We start from the raw sequence: 16030 nt of genomic DNA on the forward strand, positions 1-16030 counted from the left end.
TCCAAACAAAAAAGGCGACCTCCAGGGTCGCCTTTTTTGTATATCGCCGATTTACACAGCAGCTTTGCGCAACGTCGCCATGAACGCCGCCGCCCCAATGAACAGCCCGGCAAAGGTCCGGTTCATGCGCTTTTGCTGTTTCGGTGTGCGCAACAGACGCAGCACTTTGGACGCCAGACCGGTGTAGCCGGCCATGACGATCAGGTCGACGCAAACCATGGTCACACCGATTATCAGATACTGAATCAGCAGTGGCGCATGGGGGTCGATGAACTGCGGCAACACCGCCAGCATGAACACCAGCGCCTTGGGGTTGCTGATGTTCACCAGAAAACCACGGAACACCAGGGCCATCGGCTTGCCGATCTGGCGCAGCGCCGCGTCATCGCTCATATCGCTGGGCAGCGCACGCCATTGCTTGATCGCGAGGTAAACCAGATACGCCACGCCAAACCATTTGATGGCGTAGAAGGCCGTGGCCGACGCCGTGAGAATGGCGCCGACACCGGCGCCGACGATGGCGATCTGCAAAGCCAGGCCCAGTTGCAGGCCCAGGGCGTTCCAGTAGCCGCGCCAGAAACCGTATTGCAAGCCGCTGGACATCGACGCAATGGCGCCGGCACCGGGGGACAAGCTGATCACCCAGCAGGCGGCAAAAAACGTCAGCCATGTTTGAAGCTCCATTGCACACCTCGACTCAGACTCGTGACAGATGTCTAAGCTAATGCGGCTTTGATTGGATGACTACCGATTTTTTGTAGGACATGACGACTGCTGACTTGAGGCCCCCATCGCGAGCAAGCTCGCTCCCACAGAGAAGTCTCTGGTGCTCACAAGATTTGTGCTCACTGAAGATCGACTGTGGGAGCGAGCTTGCTCGCGATGGCGATATGTCAGGCGACAAAAAACTTACTTTTCAAACCCGCTGGAAGGAAACACATCCGTCCCGCGCCAGCGCCGTACCGAACGCTGGAAGAACAAACTGTTGGGCACCTGCACCATGGCGCTGCCAGTGCCGACTTCTTCGGCCTCGATCAGCGTGGTGTAAAGAAGATTGATCGCCACTACCCGGCCTTTGACGCCGGGCTTGTCGGTGGTGTCCACCAACTCGACCACGTCACCTATGCGAAACGGGCCGACGGTAAAGATCAGGATCGCGCACAGCAGGTTCGAGAGCACGCTCCACATGGCGAAAAACGCCACCGCCGCGACTGCGACGAATCCGGACAACGCGGTCCAGAGCACCGTGGCCGAAACACCGAGGCGCTCCAGCACGAAAATCAATGCACTGCCCATGATGAGCCAGCGCAGGCCACCGCGCAGCGGCATCAGCAACTGCGGCGGAAACGGATAGCGCTCGCCGAGACGGGTCAGGCATTTGGCGACGAAACGCTGGGCGATGTATCCGGCCAGCAGGATCAGCAGGATTTGCACGCCGAGCCAGATCGGCTCGACCCACACCGCCGGCAGCGGCAGCTTGAAGGCGTCCATCAGGACAGCTCCTCCAGCTCCGCCTGCATGTTTTCCAGCAACTCCAGGGCTTCCATCCAGGCTTCTTCCAGCTCCGCCTCACGCACCTTCAGCTTGGCCTGTTCGGCCAGCAGATCCCGCAATTCGTTCTTGCGCGCCGGCTCGTAGATGTCGCTGTCGCCGAGGCTGGCGTCGATCTTCGCCAGCTTTTCGTGGAGCTTGCCGAGTTCGGCTTCAAGCTTGTCAGCTTCGCGTTTGTGCGGCGCCAGTTGCTGACGCAACGCAGCAGCGGCCTGACGCTGGGCTTTCTTGTCGGTCTTGTCCGGGTTGACCGGCGTGTTGCTGACCGGGGCGTTGCGCTGGCGATACTCCACCAGCCAGCGGGTGTAGTCCTCCAGGTCGCCGTCGAATTCCTCGACCTTGCCGTCCGCCACCAGATAGAAATTGTCGGTGGTGCTTTTGAGCAAGTGGCGATCGTGAGAGACCACCAATACCGCACCACTGAATTCCTGCAGGGCCATGGTCAGCGCCAGACGCATTTCCAAGTCCAGGTGGTTGGTCGGTTCGTCGAGCAGCAACAGGTTCGGTCGGTCCCAGGCGATCAAGGCCAACGCCAGGCGCGCCTTTTCGCCACCGGAGAAATTCAGTACCGGCTCGTCGATTCGCGCACCACGGAAGTCGAAACCGCCGAGGAAGTCGCGCAGGGCCTGCTCACGCTCGGTCGGTGCCAGGCGTTGCAGGTGCAGCAACGGGCTGGCCTTGGAGTCCAGCGAATCCAGCTGATGCTGGGCGAAGTAACCGACAACGGTGTTCTCGCCACGGGTCAAGCGGCCGGCCAATGGCGAGAGCTCACCGGCAAGGTTTTTGATCAGGGTCGATTTACCGGCGCCATTCGGGCCGAGCAGACCGATTCGCGCACCCGGGGTCAGTTGCAGCTTGACCTTCTCCAGCACGGCCTTGTCGCCGTAACCCAGGCGGGCATCGGACAGGTCGATCAGCGGGCTGGAAATCTTCTGCGATTCACGGAAGACAAAGTCGAATGGCGAGTCGACGTGGGCAGCGGTCAGCTCTTCCATCCGCTCCAGTGCCTTGATCCGGCTCTGGGCCTGGCGGGCCTTGGTAGCCTGGGCCTTGAAGCGGGCGATGTAGCTTTCCATGTGCGCACGTTGCACCTGCTGCTTCTCGTACGCCTGCTGTTGCTGGGCCAGGCGTTCGGCACGGGCACGCTCGAAAGCGCTGTAGCCACCGCGGTACAGGGTGATCTTGCGCTGATCGACGTGGGCCACGTGGTCGACCACGGCATCGAGGAAGTCCCGGTCGTGGGAAATCAGCATCAAGGTGCCGGGATAACTCTTGAGCCACTCTTCGAGCCAGATGATGGCGTCGAGGTCCAGGTGGTTGGTCGGTTCGTCGAGCAGCAGCAGGTCCGATGGGCACATCAAGGCCTGCGCCAGGTTCAGGCGCATCCGCCAGCCACCGGAGAAATCCCCGACCTGGCGATCCATCTGCTCGTTGGTGAATCCAAGCCCGGCCAGCAGCTTGCGCGCCCGGGCATCGGCGGTGTAACCGTCGGCGCTGTCGAGTTCCGAGTGCAGTCGGGCCTGAGCGGCACCGTCATGGGCCGCTTCGGCTGCCGCCAGGTCGCGTTGCACCTGGCGCAGGCGCAGGTCGCCATCGAGCACGTAGTCGACCGCCAGGCGTTCGAGGGTGTCGACCTCCTGGCGCATGTGGGCGATACGCCAGTCGGCCGGCAGGAAGCAATCACCCGAGTCCGGGTGCAGCTCACCCCGAAGCAAGGCGAACAGGCTCGATTTGCCAGCGCCGTTGGCACCGATGAGGCCGGCTTTCTGGCCGGCGTGCAGAGTCAGCTCGGCGTCTTCTAGCAGACGTTGCGGGCCACGCTGTAAAGTCAGGTTCTGAAGTCGAATCATAATGGCGGCGGAGTCTACCAGCTTCGCTCGCAACTGGCGCGAGTAGCACTATGTCCTCTGACCTGTGGAGCTTTTCCCTAAGTACTTATGCACAGCCCGGCGTTGAACCCGCATGCCTGCAATTGCAGTCGGCGGGCATCAATGTGTGCTTGCTCCTCTGCGGACTGTGGCTGGGAGAACGTGGCGTCGCCTTTAACGAACACCGATTGCAGCAACTGCGTAGCGTGGCCGAGCCGTGGGACGCAGACGTGGTGCGACCGTTGCGAGCCTTGCGGGTGAATTGGAAAGTCGTTGCCGCCGACGATGGCGAACTGAATGCTTTGCGCGAGCAAGTGAAAGCACTCGAACTGGAAGCCGAGCGACATCTGTTGGTACGACTGGAACGAACGGCGTTGAGTTGGCCGCAAGGTGAGGCGACCGATCTATCGGCCTGGCTCAATGGTGTGGCGGCAGGCGCCGCCCACCTGGACCGCGACGCGCTGCATCAGCTGCGCGTCGCGGTAACCGGCACTTAGGAAGCGCTGGTTGGGGTGGTTGCTGCGATCGATGCGGCGGCCGGCGTTGGCGCTGGCGTACCTGTCGAGGTGGCTGCTGCTAAAGCAGACGGTGCACCCGGAGCCGGATTGGCTGGCTTGGCAACTGGCGCGGCGGCCGGCTTGGCGGCAACAGGTTTCACTGCTGGTTTTGCAGCTGGCTTCGCCGCCGCTGGCTTGGCAGCGGGTTTGGCGGTGGCCGGCTTGGCAGCAGCGGCAGGTTTAGCCGCAGCAGGTTTAGCCGCAGCAGGTTTGGCTGCCGGTTTAGCGGCTGGTTTAGCGGCCGGCTTGGCCGCTGCTTTTACAGCGGGTTTGGCCGCAGTTTTCGCAGCTGGTTTTGCAGCGGTTTTAGCCGCGACAGATTTGGCGGCCGGCTTCGCAGCAGGTTTCGCTGCTGCAGTTTTGGCTGCTGGTTTTGCTGCGGGTTTAGCGGCTGGTTTTGCAGCCGGTTTAGCGGCTGCGGTTTTAGCCACGGCTGGCTTGGCAGCAGCGGCTCTTGCAGCGGTAGGTCGTGCGGCGGCTGGTTTGGCAGCCGTGGTTTTAGCCGCAGGTTTTGCAGCGCTGGCAGCAGCCGGTTTTCTCGCAGCCGGTTTGGCTGCAGGTTTGGCTGCGGCAGTTTTAGCTGCTGGCTTGGCAGCTGCAGGTTTTGCGGCAGGTTTGGCCGGTGCTTTTGCAGCAGCCGGTTTGGCAGCGGCTTTCTTCGCAGGTGCCGCAGCAGGCTTGGCCGCACGCAAGGACAACACCTTGCCGACAGCCTCTTGCACACGACCGACGCCCTGGGCCAGTTTCAGGCTTTCCTGAGCATCGCGCTTGAGTTGCAGAATGTAGCCGCGGGTTTCCGATTGACGATCCTTGAGGGCATCGAGCAGTTCCTCAAGATCGGCCACTGCGCCCTTGGCCTTGGCTTGTGCCTTGGCTTTTCCGGCCGCCGCAGCGTCCTGCAATTTGGTGCGGGATTTGTGCAGTTTTTCTTGCGCTTTTCCGCGCTGCTTTTCCAGCTTGGCGAGCAGTTTTTCAGCATCAGCCAAGGCTTCGGAACAAGCGGTTTCCAGATGCTCGAGCAGGCTGCTCGAGAGTTGTTGGAGCAAGTGCAACGGAGTGTTTACTGGCTTCTTGGTGGCCGACATGGTTTACCTCCTGGCTGAAGTGAGTGCGGCTCATACTAGACCTCTGCTGCAACCGCCGCTAGGGCATGTTGACACTATCGAAAGCGCTGTGTTGCAAAGGATTGAAAAACTTCTGCCTCGGCGCAAAAGCAGTTCACCGTTGCGCGCATTCTCGCTGGCATAATCGCCCGCAATTCAGGTCGGAGAGTGCCCATGTCGCGCTACCTTTTTTTATCGCTGTGCGTGTTTTTTTCGGTGGCCCAAGCCGGCGAAACAACGCAGGAAAATGAAGCCCACGATCTCGCTTACAGCCTGGGTGCAAGCCTTGGCGAACGCTTGCGCCAGGAGGTTCCCGACCTGCAACTCCAAGCATTGGTCGAAGGATTGCAGCAAGCCTATCAGGGCAAACCGCTGGCGCTGAAGGACGAGCAGATCCAACAGATACTGACCGAGCATGAAGCCCGCATCGCCATGCAGTCCGACGAGCCGCAAAGCGAAATGGCACTGGAAAAAGAACAGCGTTTTCTCGCCACAGAAAAAGCCAGGCCCGGCGTGCGCGAACTGGCTGATGGCGTGTTGCTGACCGAGTTGACGCCAGGTACCGGCGCCAAGGCCGGACCGAACGGCAAGGTGCAGGTGCTGTACATCGGTCGATTGCCCGACGGCACTGTGTTCGATCAGAACAGTCAGCCGCAGTGGTTCAGTCTCGACAGCGTGATCGCCGGATGGCGCAGTGCGCTGCAAAACATGCCGGTCGGGGCGAAATGGCGACTGGTGATTCCATCGGCTCAGGCCTATGGCGCCGACGGTGCCGGTGACGTGATCGCACCATTCACACCACTGGTGTTCGAAGTCGAACTGCGCGGCGCCACCAGCTGACGATGCAAACGAAAAACGGCGTGCCTTGGCACGCCGTTTCCGGATCTTGCAGAGAAGTGCTTCAGGCCTGAACCGAGTCGGCTTCCTTGTGGGCGGTGTGCAGCACTTCGATCAGGCAGTCTTCCAGTTCAAAGCGCTCGTGCAATAGTCCGCCGAGTGTCTTGAACTCTTCGGCGACACACTTACCTGCGTCACACAGGTCATTGAAGGCGAGCAGCTTTTCGGTGATGACGTCGATACGCGGGTAGATGGTCTCGGCGAGCTCCAGGCCACGCTTGTCGTTGAAGGCCTTGGCCTCCCCCGTCAGCTGCTCGTAGATCTCGAAGTGCCCGGCCGATACATAATCGACCAGCACGCCGCAGAATTCCTGCAAGGGCTTGCGGTTCTCACCCAGCGCCTCAGGCTTTGCGCCGAGAGCGTCATAGGCCCCGATCAGTTCGTGTCGTTCCTGCAACCAGCGATCGATCAGCAGGTGCACTCCGCCCCAGCGTTCCTGAGCATTCTGACAACTTTCGAGCATGGTGATCTCTCTTCCCTTGTGGGTCAGCTGCTCTATGCCCGCTCGCCTCTTGTAACGTCGGTGGGCGGTCAGGCAGAGCGTCATCGAGCAACATAATTCCAATGACACGTGCGGGCCAGATTATGCCCGCACGACACTGGCTTCAAGGTACGCAGGCGATAAAGTTCATACAAGTGTTTAATCACCCGCAAAGGCCCGGTGCGACGACTCGCCGCTGAGTGGTCGCTGATAGCCGGTCCAGACCAGTCGCAGCGACTGGTAAACGGCCAGAATCATCATCGCGACGAAGAGCAGCAGGCTCCACTCGGTGAGACTCAGATCGAACAGCGTCCAGGAAATTTCCACACAATCGGCAGCGCCCTTGAACATTTGCTGTACGACCGAAAGCCACGGAGAGTTGGCCAACAGGTCCGCCAGATGAGTCGAGCACGCCGCTACCTGTTCCGCAGGAAGGCTTTGCAGCAGGACCTGTCGCCATGCAGTGACAGTGCCGGCCAGGCTGCAACAAAGACTGAACAGCCAATAGAGAACGTTTCCGATGCGACCGGGGCCATGGACCGAAGCCATCAGGCAGACGCCGGTAAGGAGCGCCAGGCAAAACCGCTGCACAAGACACAAGCCACAAGGCCGCAGGCCGACTGCATATTCCAGGTAGTAGGAAACACCCATCGCCAGGGCACCCGCAATGAAAGCCATGAAAAACAAGGAGCGTGAGCAGGCCAAAGACATGGCTTTTCCGTAAAAGTAGTGACAGACCATTACGGTAGAGGAAAGCGCGACAGCCTTACAAGGCAAGTGCCCACAGAGACTTCAGCGCAGGTGTAGGGAAATCCCGACGCAGGCGAGAGGATAAAATGTAGTCCTCTGTAGGACTTTGTCTGCGATGAAATTTCGCGACTGAATTTCAACTAATCATCGCACTGCGGCGAGGGTGCTTGCTCCCTCGTCGCAGGTCATCGCGCAGGCGCCGGAGCCCGGTGCCTGCGAGTGGGTCAAGCGCCGACTGGCGTTGGCAGAGGGGCCGCGAGCAAGCGCTCATCCAACAACCCCAGGCCTTCCTGAAACAGCTGGTTGCTGCGCTCGGCATCGCCCATTTGCGCCAGCAAACGCGCCAGCTCGGCACAAGCTTCCGGATTGCGCTGTACACGCAGGCTGCTTTCCAGATAGTCCCGGGCCTTGCCCCACAAACTGTTTTGCAGGCATAGACGACCCAGTGTCAGCAGCAGGCCCGGATCGGCCGGATGGTCCTTGAGCCAGCCTTCGGCGGCCTGCAACTGGCGGGCCGGATCATTGCCCCGAACCAGTCCATAGAGTCGGGCCAGATGACTGTCGTAGCTGCGCTTGAGCGCGGTGCGCAGAACTTCTTCGGCCTCGACCTGAGCCCCCAGTTGCCGCAACTGCTCGGCATACGCCAGCACCAGTTGCGGCTCCTGACGCTGTGCGGAAGTCAGTTGTTGCCAGGCACGTTCCAGCGATTGCTGTCCCACCGTTCCGTCTTCTTCCCGTTGCGCCGCCAGAGACAGGTTCGCCCCCCAGGCCCGACGCTCCAGCTCGGCGAGCTCCGCCGCCGGCAGGATTTTGTCCTTGCGCAGCTCCGGCAGCAGGCGAATCACTGCCGACCAGTCACCACGCTGCTGAAGCAGGCGCTGCAATTGACGCAGGGTCTGTGCGTTATGAGGATGGCGTTCACGCATGGCTTGCAGGGTGGCCAGGGCGCCTGCGGTATCACCGCGATCGGTCTGTAACTGGGCGTGGCTCAAGGCGATCGCCAACTCGGCCTGGGGCTGACGTTCGAGGGCGCGCTCCAGCAAGTTGTCGCTTTCTTCGTGATTGCCGAGTTCGTTCGCGGCACGGGCAGCGCCGAGGTAGTAAAGCAGCGGCTGACGCTCGGCTTCGGCAGCCCGATGCAAGTGACGTTGCGCGCTGGCCCAGCGACCCTCGGCCAGGTCCAGCTGACCGTGCTCGATCGCCACCTGCACTCGACGGCTGCGGTTACGCCGTGACCACGGATTGACCACGCCACTGGAAGCCATCACCAGTTCGACCAGCGACCTGATGCCCCAGATCACCAGCCAGAGCACAGCCACCAGCGCCAAAGTAGCCCACAGGCTCGACTCATAACGGAAGGTCTTGTAGGCAATCAGCACGTAGCCGGAATGCTCGGCAATCGCCAGCCCCAGCGCAGCGGCAGCGGCGATCACGAGGAACACGATCACATAGAGGCGTCTCATGGCGTGGCCTCCGGCGCGGCGCTCGCGGCAGGCCTGGCCAGTGGCTTGACCGAATCCTCGGCGTTGACGTTGCGCCGCTCCAGGTACCCCTGCACCGCGCTCAGGGTGCCGGTCATATCCGGCGTGACGACGGTGACAGGTTGCACGCTCAACTCGGCCACCTGTTCAAGCATGACTTTGCTTTGTGCGTTGTCCGGATTGAAGTTGCCCTTGAGGATGTCCCGCGCCTCGTCCAGCACTTGGGAGTAAACCGCCGGCTGGCCATTGAGTGCGGCCCACTGTGCCTGCTCCAGCGCCAGGCTCAGGGCCAGGCGTACCTGGCTCAGACTCTGGCCTGCCAGCAATGGGCGAACGTTCTTGTCGGCATTGAAGTCGATGCGGATGTAGCGCGAAATCTGATCCCACCATTGCGCCCAGCGACTGGCACCGTCGCCATTGGCAGTCAGGCCCAGCAGCGAATCGCCACGGTCCTTGTACTCCGGTGCCAGCTCGGTGAGGCTGGCCACTTGATCGCGCAGCGCGCCCAGACGCAGAAACAGCCCGGTGCGATCCGGTTGTTCGGTGCTGCGCAAGGCGATCAGCGTCTTGGCCACCTGCTCGCGAGCGGCAAAGGAGCCCGGATCGTTTTGCTCACGCAGTATCTCGTCGGCACCCTGGACCAGTGCCTGGGCACTGCTGATGTCCTGCAAGGCGGACAGTCGCAGGCTGGCCAGACGCAGCAGGTGCTCGGCCTCGGCCAGACGCCAGTCTTTGCGGCTGGCACCGAGAACGGTTTCCAGCCGCTGGCTCAACCGCTGCTGATCACCTTGCAGCTGAATCACCAGACGACTGCGTGCTTCCAGCTCATCGGCGGGAGGCAATTGCGCCAGGCGTGCGCTCAGGCGCTCCTCATTGAGCTTGAGGTTTTGCGCCTGGTCATTCAGCGCCTGCACCTGGCTCAGTTGCTGCTGATTATTGGCCTGCAGGTGACGCACCTGCCAGACACCCCAACCGCCCACCGCTACACCGGCCGCGCCCAACAGCAGCGCGATGATTGCCAGACCATTGCCTCGACGCTGCCCGGCAGCAGGTGGTGGCGGCGGCATTTCATCAACAGGTGCATCAACAGGTGCATCAAGCACCGGTCGCGAGTCATCTTTAGGCAAGGCTGTTTCGCTCACGTATCCATCCTTTGCATTAGAAAACGGGTACGGGATGCTCCCGTAACGCCGTCAGCAAGGCCGCGGCACTGGCGCCACGACAATCCACAACTGTTTTGGCCCCGGCGGCACGCGCCAGCTCGGCAACCCTGGGGCTCGGTACAAACAACGGCAACCGCGCCAACTGCGGCCAGGCATCGCCGGCCAGTTGATGCAGGTGCTCAAAACCTTGTCCACTGCTGACCACCAGCCCGTTCAGGCGTTCCGCCTGGATCCGTTGCGGCAGCAGTGTCGGCGGGTAAATCGGCAATCCCCGGCGGTACAGTTCCAGATACTCGACACTAGCACCAAGCTCACGCAAACGCTCAGCCAGCAACTCGCGCCCGCCCTCCCCGCGCAGGATCAGCACTCGTGCATCGGGTTGTGCGATAGCCTCGCGCAGTCGGGAAAGTTCGAGCAAGGCTTCACTGTCATCGCCTTCTGCCGGGAAGCTCACGTCCAGCCCGTGATCCCCGAGGATCTGCGCGGTCGCCGCGCCGACGCTGAACCACTTCACACCGGGCGGTGTTGGCCAATACCGCTCGAGCAGTTCGACGCCGATCCGGGCGGCCGGCTTGCTGACCACGATGACGGCGCAGAACTGATCCAGCGCCAGAATCACCTGGCGCATTGTGTCAGTGGCCTCAATGGGCATGATGTCCAAAAGCGGCAGACTGTTACTGAATATCCCCTGCTCGGCCAAAAAACTGCTCAGCGCCGCCGCTTCTTCGGCGGGACGCGTCAGCAGCAAGCGCCAGCCGATCACTCGTGACCAGCCTCGCCATAGACCGCTTTGAGGATGGCGTCTGCACCCTGGCTGAGCAGGTCTTCAGCGACTCGTACACCCAATGCCTCGGCATCGCCGCGAGGGGCGCGGGCTTGTGCGCTGAGCAGCAGGCCACCGCCTGGATCGCCCACCAGCCCGCGCAACCAGACCTGCTCACCCTCCAGCACGGCGTAGCAGGCAATCGGCACCTGGCAGCCGCCATTGAGGTGCTTGTTGAGGGCTCGTTCGGCGGTCACGCGGGTGGCGGTGTCCTGGTGATGCAGGGGTGTCAGCAACGCATGGATTTCACTGTCGGCGCTGCGGCATTCGATACCCACCGCGCCCTGGCCACCGGCCGGAAGGCTGTCGTCGACACTGATGGCCGAGGTGATGCGGTCTTCGAATCCCAGACGGATCAGGCCGGCAGCGGCGAGGATGATGGCGTCGTATTCGCCGGCATCGAGCTTGGCCAGGCGGGTGTTGACGTTGCCGCGCAGGAAGCGGATTTCCAAGTCCGGGCGACGGGTCAGCAATTGAGCCTGGCGGCGCAGGCTGGAGGTACCGACGATGCTGCCCTGGGGCAACTCATCCAGGTTGGTGTAAGTGTTGGAAACGAAGGCATCGCGCGGGTCTTCCCGCTCGCAGATACAGAACAGACCGAGGCCTTCGGGGAAGTCCATCGGCACGTCCTTCATGGAGTGCACGGCGATGTCGGCTTCATTTTCCAGCAGCGCGGTTTCGAGCTCCTTGACGAACAGGCCCTTGCCGCCGATTTTCGACAGCGGAGAGTCAAGCAGCTTGTCACCACGGCTGACCATGGGGACGAGGGTCACCAGCAGGCCCGGATGGGCTGCTTCAAGACGGGCCTTGACGTATTCGGCCTGCCACAGGGCGAGAGCGCTTTTGCGGGTGGCGATGCGGATCTGGCGAGAGGACATGGATCAATCCGTACTGAATAGATATGACGGATAATAACAGCTCAGCCAAATCCACTTTGACTTGTATCAGATACTACTCGGCCTCCCTGGCCCCGGATGTCCGGCAATCGGGTGTGAAATTGGCCTGCGAACAGCTTTTTAAAGCTGTTGCATCATTTTGCGTACCCCAGCCACATGACGACGGCTGACGATCAGCGCATCACCGTTGAGGCCTTTGAGGAACAGCTGAAAATGCCCCAGGGGTGTGCGTTGCAATCGCTCGATACGCTCACGGGCGACAAGTGCATTGCGATGGATACGCACGAAACGGTCACCGAATTCATCTTCGAGGGCCTTGAGCGGCTCATCGAGCAACACTTCGCCGCTTTCGTGGCGCAAGGTCACGTATTTGTGGTCGGCAATGAAATACACCACCTGATCCAGCGGAATCAGCTCGATCCCTTTACGGGTTCGGGCGCTGATATGGCTGCGCGGGCCGTTGCCGCTTTCGGCAGCAGGGCGGGTCAGGGCGGAGAGCTGGGCACGATTGGGGCGCTCGGCTCTCTTTAATGCGTCATGTAATTGTTCAGTTCTCACAGGTTTCACCAGATAGCCTACGGCGCTGGCCTGTAAGGCTTCCACGGCAAATTCATCGGGCCCGGCGCAGAACACCACGGCGGGGGGAGTTTCGCGTTCACACAACCGAGCAGCCACTTGCAGGCCATCCAGGCCGGGCATGCGGATATCGAGCAGCACGATATCCGGCTTGTGGCTGTCGATCAGTGCCAACGCCTCTTCGCCATTCGTGGCACTAGGCTCCAGGACACTGTACCCCTCGAGTTCGCCAACCATTCGGCTCAGGCGCTCGCGGGCCAAGGGTTCGTCATCAACGATCAGGACATTCATATTGCGCTGGATTCCTGCGTGAGTCTCGCACAAGGATAGCGTAGACAGGTGAAGTGACGTCCGTCACCGCGATCCACGCTAAGACTAGCGCGAGCGTCAAAAAGTGCCGCTGGTCCGGCGGCTAAATTTTCATCTACCGGGCGATTGGCGGCCCAGGCCCGCGTTGGCGATGCATCGCCACAGGGTTTGCTGATACGCAATATGAACACCCCACTCTTCTTATAGTCAGCGGCTGCACCGAGAAAATGCGCTGATCCTACTGTCCAACTGTAGACGGTTGCCGGGACGATATTGCTCAATTGGAAAATATCGTTCGGCAAAAATGCGCGGCTCTTGCCCCGGACCGGTCCTTCTCTCCCCAAAAAAACGTATCGACCAGTGTCAGCGACAGGATTGGCAACCCTGTTATTATCCGCGCCAGCGTTCCACGCCTTCTTACTTCAAGCCGATACGAGCGAATTCATGAGCACTGACAAGACCAATCAGTCCTGGGGCGGCCGCTTCAGTGAACCCGTCGACGCCTTCGTCGCCCGCTTCACCGCCTCCGTCACCTTCGACCAGCGCCTGTATCGCCACGACATCATGGGCTCGATCGCCCACGCCACCATGCTGGCCAAGGTCGGTGTGCTGACCGATGCCGAGCGCGACAGCATCATCGATGGCCTGAACACCATCCAGGGCGAAATCGAGGCCGGTCAGTTCGACTGGCGCATCGACCTCGAAGACGTCCACATGAACATCGAGGCGCGCCTGACCGACCGCATCGGCGTGACCGGTAAAAAACTGCACACCGGCCGCAGCCGTAACGATCAGGTCGCCACCGACATCCGTCTGTGGCTGCGTGACGAGATCGACCTGATCCTGGCTGAAATCACCCGCCTGCAAAAAGGCCTGCTGGAGCAGGCCGAGCGCGAAGCCGCCAGCATCATGCCGGGGTTCACCCACCTGCAGACCGCACAACCGGTGACGTTCGGGCATCACATGCTGGCCTGGTTCGAAATGCTCAGCCGCGACTACGAACGCCTGGTCGACTGCCGCAAGCGCACCAACCGCATGCCACTGGGCAGCGCGGCACTGGCTGGCACCACCTACCCGATCGATCGCGAATACACCGCCCAACTCCTGGGTTTCGACGCGGTTGGCGGCAATTCGCTGGACAACGTCTCCGATCGTGATTTCGCCATCGAATTCTGCTCGGCGGCCAGTATCGCGATGATGCACCTGTCGCGCTTCTCCGAAGAGCTGGTGCTGTGGACCAGCGCGCAGTTCCAGTTCATCGATCTGCCCGACCGTTTCTGCACCGGCAGCTCGATCATGCCGCAAAAGAAAAACCCGGACGTGCCTGAGCTCGTGCGTGGCAAGACCGGTCGCGTGTTCGGCGCGCTGATGGGCCTGCTGACCCTGATGAAAGGCCAGCCTTTGGCCTACAACAAGGACAACCAGGAAGACAAGGAACCGTTGTTCGACGCCGCCGACACCCTGCGCGACTCACTGCGGGCCTTTGCCGACATGGTCCCGGCGATCAAGCCCAAGCACGCGATGATGCGCGAAGCGGCCCTGCGCGGTTTCTCCACCGCCACTGACCTGGCCGACTACCTGGTGCGTCGCGGCCTGCCATTCCGTGATTGCCACGAAATCGTCGGCCATGCCGTGAAGTACGGCGTGGACAGCGGCAAGGACCTGGCGGAAATGAGCCTGGAAGAACTGCGCAAGTTCAGCGACCAGATCGACCAGGACGTGTTCGCCGTGCTGACCCTGGAAGGCTCGGTCAATGCCCGTAACCACATCGGCGGCACCGCGCCAGCGCAGGTGAAGGCTGCAGTGGCTCGCGGTCAGGCGCTCCTCGCCAGCCGCTAAAAGCTTCGCGGACAAGCCCGCTCCCACAAGGATCCAGTACTTGCCAAAAATCCATGGCAAACAAAGAAACCTGTGGGAGCGGGCTTGCCCGCGATGACTGACTTCAGAACGCCACAGAACTACTTTTTGGCAGCAATCATCGCCATGAACGCCGGCATCGCGGCCTCCCGGTCCGCCGCCACACGCTGCACATTCGGATTCCCCCCCAAAAACTCCAGCAGCGCCTTGGCCTTTGGCATCTCGGCCAACAGATCGATGCCAAACAACTTCTTGGCGACCCCACACGCCAGCGGCACGCTGAACAGGAAATACAGATCCGCCACGCTCAAGCTGTCGCCAGCCACGTAAGGGCTGAATTTGGCATGCCGGCCCAGCGCAGCCATCCCCAGCAACAATTCGGCTTTGGTTTTTTCCTTGATCGCATCCGGCAGGGTCATGCCGAAAAAGGCTTCGGGATAGCAGGCCCGGCCTGGCAATTCGATGTACAGCTCGATTTCCCTGGCCAGTGCCAGCACCTGCGCGCGCTCGAACGGATCGCTCGGCAGCAGCGGCGTGCCTTTCTGGCTTTGCTCGATGTATTCGAGGATCACGCTGGTTTCATTGATGAAGCCCTGCTCTACCTGCAGCACCGGGACCTTTCCGCGAGGGCTGATGGCCAGTGCCTCGGGGCTGGTGCCAGCGTAAAACGGTACTTCTTCGAAGGGCAGGCCTTTTTCCAGCAGCGCCAGTTTGACCATGTTGTAGTAGTTGCTGACGGAGAATCCATAAAGCTTGATCATCACAAAGCCTCCAGGCCATGCGGGGTGGGCAGTGCCTGTTTATAGAACGCTGCCGGGATTCTTGCCAGCAGCATCACGCCGCTGAATGCGGGTAAACTGGCCGCCTTTCCCTGAGGAGCCTGCCATGAGCGAGCCAACCGATATCGACAACGACGAAGAAGAGTTCGCCGAAACCACCCTGATCCAGGCCATCGAAAACCAGATCGAAAGCGACAACCCGCCGGCTGCCAAGGCGACGTTCAACAAGCTGACGCTGGTGGGTTACGAGCGGGAAGAAATCCTCAACTTGATGGCCCACGTTTTGGCGGTAGAAATCGACGCGATCCTCGAAGAAGACCGCGCGTTCAACACCGAATGGTACGAAGCTGCCCTGCGCGCCTTGCCCGAGTTGCCGCCGGAAAAGCAGTAAGCCCACACATCCCTGTAGGAGCGAGCCCGCTCGCGAAAAACCCGAGAGCGCCACGGGGCATCTGGTTTTACGCGTCATCGTTGACGACCTTCGCGAGCAAGCTCGCTCCTACAGAGTAAAAAAACCCTGTCGCGAGCACTGGACATGCCGGACAAGCGGGTTCACCTTAGGGGCGCTGTCGTCCAATTCCTAGAAAGTCTGGAGTCCTTATGTCGCTTACCCCTGAGTTGGTTGCCGAACTGGAAGTCCTCGCACTCTTCAACCTGGACAGTTCCCAGGAAGGTCTGAAAATTCATCAGACCGCTGCCCCGAAACACGTTGCCGCCGCCAAACGCCTCTTTGAAAAAGAACTGACCGACCAGCCTGATGGCGGTTACCTGACCAGCCTGGGTCGTGACGCCGCGCAAAATGTGCAAACCGTGCTGACCATTCTTAACGCCGAAGTAACAGCCTGAATTCTGCCGCATCGCCCACGGAGACCCCGATCCAGGGATTTCCGCGGGCACATTCCCCCTGATTCCTGTCTGCAGCCGATAGAAATCTGACGC

At 61.0% G+C, this 16030-nt stretch carries 17 protein-coding genes and 1 pseudogene; 5 read left to right on the plus strand and 13 right to left on the minus strand.

From position 1 onward, the window contains the following. Positions 1-51: 51 nt before the first annotated feature. From rhtB to AC1Q6Y_RS01470, 3 genes are all read right to left on the minus strand, one after another. Positions 52-684 (minus strand): homoserine/homoserine lactone efflux protein, encoded by a 633-nt coding sequence (gene rhtB / locus AC1Q6Y_RS01460; protein ID WP_492623943.1) that lies wholly within the window; start codon positions 682-684, stop codon positions 52-54. A gap of 225 nt (positions 685-909) precedes the next feature. Continuing rightward, a complete protein-coding gene (locus tag AC1Q6Y_RS01465) occupies positions 910-1491 on the minus strand; it encodes a mechanosensitive ion channel family protein (RefSeq protein ID WP_057712800.1) in 582 nt (193 codons plus the stop codon). Then, positions 1491-3401, minus strand: a complete 1911-nt coding sequence (locus AC1Q6Y_RS01470) for an ATP-binding cassette domain-containing protein (RefSeq protein ID WP_057712799.1) — start codon at positions 3399-3401, stop codon at positions 1491-1493. Before AC1Q6Y_RS01470 ends, AC1Q6Y_RS01465 begins: the two co-directional genes overlap by 1 nt. A gap of 50 nt (positions 3402-3451) precedes the next feature. Here AC1Q6Y_RS01470 and AC1Q6Y_RS01475 point away from each other — a divergent pair, with 50 nt between their 5' ends. Next, positions 3452-3916 carry a TIGR02444 family protein gene (locus AC1Q6Y_RS01475; RefSeq protein WP_150814553.1) on the plus strand — a complete coding sequence of 155 codons (465 nt, stop codon included), beginning with the start codon at positions 3452-3454 and terminating at the stop codon, positions 3914-3916. On the opposite strand, the gene AC1Q6Y_RS01480 is transcribed toward AC1Q6Y_RS01475, so the two are convergent. After that, positions 3913-5061 carry an AlgP family protein gene (locus tag AC1Q6Y_RS01480; RefSeq protein ID WP_218494647.1) on the minus strand — a complete coding sequence of 383 codons (1149 nt, stop codon included), beginning with the start codon at positions 5059-5061 and terminating at the stop codon, positions 3913-3915. The genes AC1Q6Y_RS01475 and AC1Q6Y_RS01480 overlap by 4 nt on opposite strands. Positions 5062-5253: 192 nt before the next feature. Between AC1Q6Y_RS01480 and AC1Q6Y_RS01485 the strand changes: the two genes are divergently transcribed. Then, positions 5254-5919 (plus strand): FKBP-type peptidyl-prolyl cis-trans isomerase, encoded by a 666-nt coding sequence (locus tag AC1Q6Y_RS01485; protein ID WP_102669349.1) that lies wholly within the window; start codon positions 5254-5256, stop codon positions 5917-5919. 61 nt (positions 5920-5980) lie between these two features. On the opposite strand, the gene AC1Q6Y_RS01490 is transcribed toward AC1Q6Y_RS01485, so the two are convergent. The 8 genes and pseudogenes from AC1Q6Y_RS01490 to AC1Q6Y_RS01525 all read right to left on the minus strand — a co-directional run. Then, positions 5981-6439: an Rsd/AlgQ family anti-sigma factor gene (locus AC1Q6Y_RS01490; RefSeq protein WP_057712794.1), complete on the minus strand. Its 459-nt coding sequence runs from the start codon at positions 6437-6439 to the stop codon at positions 5981-5983. Positions 6440-6616: 177 nt separating this feature from the next. Then, positions 6617-7168 (minus strand): disulfide bond formation protein B, encoded by a 552-nt coding sequence (locus AC1Q6Y_RS01495; RefSeq protein WP_057712793.1) that lies wholly within the window; start codon positions 7166-7168, stop codon positions 6617-6619. A 263-nt stretch (positions 7169-7431) separates the two neighbouring features. After that, on the minus strand, positions 7432-8670 hold the full coding sequence (locus AC1Q6Y_RS01500; protein ID WP_057712792.1) for a heme biosynthesis protein HemY: 1239 nt from the start codon (positions 8668-8670) through the stop codon (positions 7432-7434). Continuing rightward, positions 8667-9830 (minus strand): uroporphyrinogen-III C-methyltransferase, encoded by a 1164-nt coding sequence (locus AC1Q6Y_RS01505; protein WP_492623944.1) that lies wholly within the window; start codon positions 9828-9830, stop codon positions 8667-8669. Before AC1Q6Y_RS01505 ends, AC1Q6Y_RS01500 begins: the two co-directional genes overlap by 4 nt. Positions 9831-9846: 16 nt before the next feature. Next, the gene (locus tag AC1Q6Y_RS01510; protein ID WP_218494643.1) at positions 9847-10614 is read right to left on the minus strand and encodes a uroporphyrinogen-III synthase; all 768 of its coding nucleotides are present in this window, start codon (positions 10612-10614) and stop codon (positions 9847-9849) included. Continuing rightward, entirely contained in the window at positions 10611-11552 is a 942-nt protein-coding gene (gene hemC / locus AC1Q6Y_RS01515; protein WP_090452109.1) for a hydroxymethylbilane synthase, read from the minus strand. The genes AC1Q6Y_RS01510 and hemC overlap by 4 nt, the downstream gene beginning before the upstream one ends. A 138-nt stretch (positions 11553-11690) precedes the next feature. Then, complete coding sequence (locus AC1Q6Y_RS01520) at positions 11691-12437, minus strand: LytR/AlgR family response regulator transcription factor (protein WP_057712788.1); 747 nt, start codon at positions 12435-12437, stop codon at positions 11691-11693. Next, a pseudogene (locus AC1Q6Y_RS01525) lies at positions 12434-12556 on the minus strand (sensor histidine kinase); the annotation flags it as partial. The gene AC1Q6Y_RS01520 and the pseudogene AC1Q6Y_RS01525, both read right to left, overlap by 4 nt. A 343-nt stretch (positions 12557-12899) precedes the next feature. Between AC1Q6Y_RS01525 and argH the strand changes: the two are divergent. Next, positions 12900-14294, plus strand: coding sequence for an argininosuccinate lyase (gene argH, locus AC1Q6Y_RS01530; RefSeq protein WP_008001478.1), 1395 nt, complete (start codon positions 12900-12902; stop codon positions 14292-14294). Positions 14295-14413: 119 nt separating this feature from the next. Here argH and AC1Q6Y_RS01535 read toward each other — a convergent pair whose 3' ends face one another. After that, entirely contained in the window at positions 14414-15073 is a 660-nt protein-coding gene (locus tag AC1Q6Y_RS01535; protein WP_150814549.1) for a glutathione S-transferase family protein, read from the minus strand. Between the two features lie 124 nt (positions 15074-15197). Here AC1Q6Y_RS01535 and AC1Q6Y_RS01540 point away from each other — a divergent pair, with 124 nt between their 5' ends. Beyond that, complete coding sequence (locus AC1Q6Y_RS01540; protein ID WP_057712786.1) at positions 15198-15482, plus strand: hypothetical protein; 285 nt, start codon at positions 15198-15200, stop codon at positions 15480-15482. Between the two features lie 209 nt (positions 15483-15691). Next, entirely contained in the window at positions 15692-15937 is a 246-nt protein-coding gene (locus AC1Q6Y_RS01545) for a TIGR02647 family protein (protein ID WP_090452110.1), read from the plus strand. The last annotated feature ends 93 nt before the right edge of the window (positions 15938-16030 follow it).

Source organism: Pseudomonas sp. GW823-FHT06E10 (assembly GCF_058794995.1).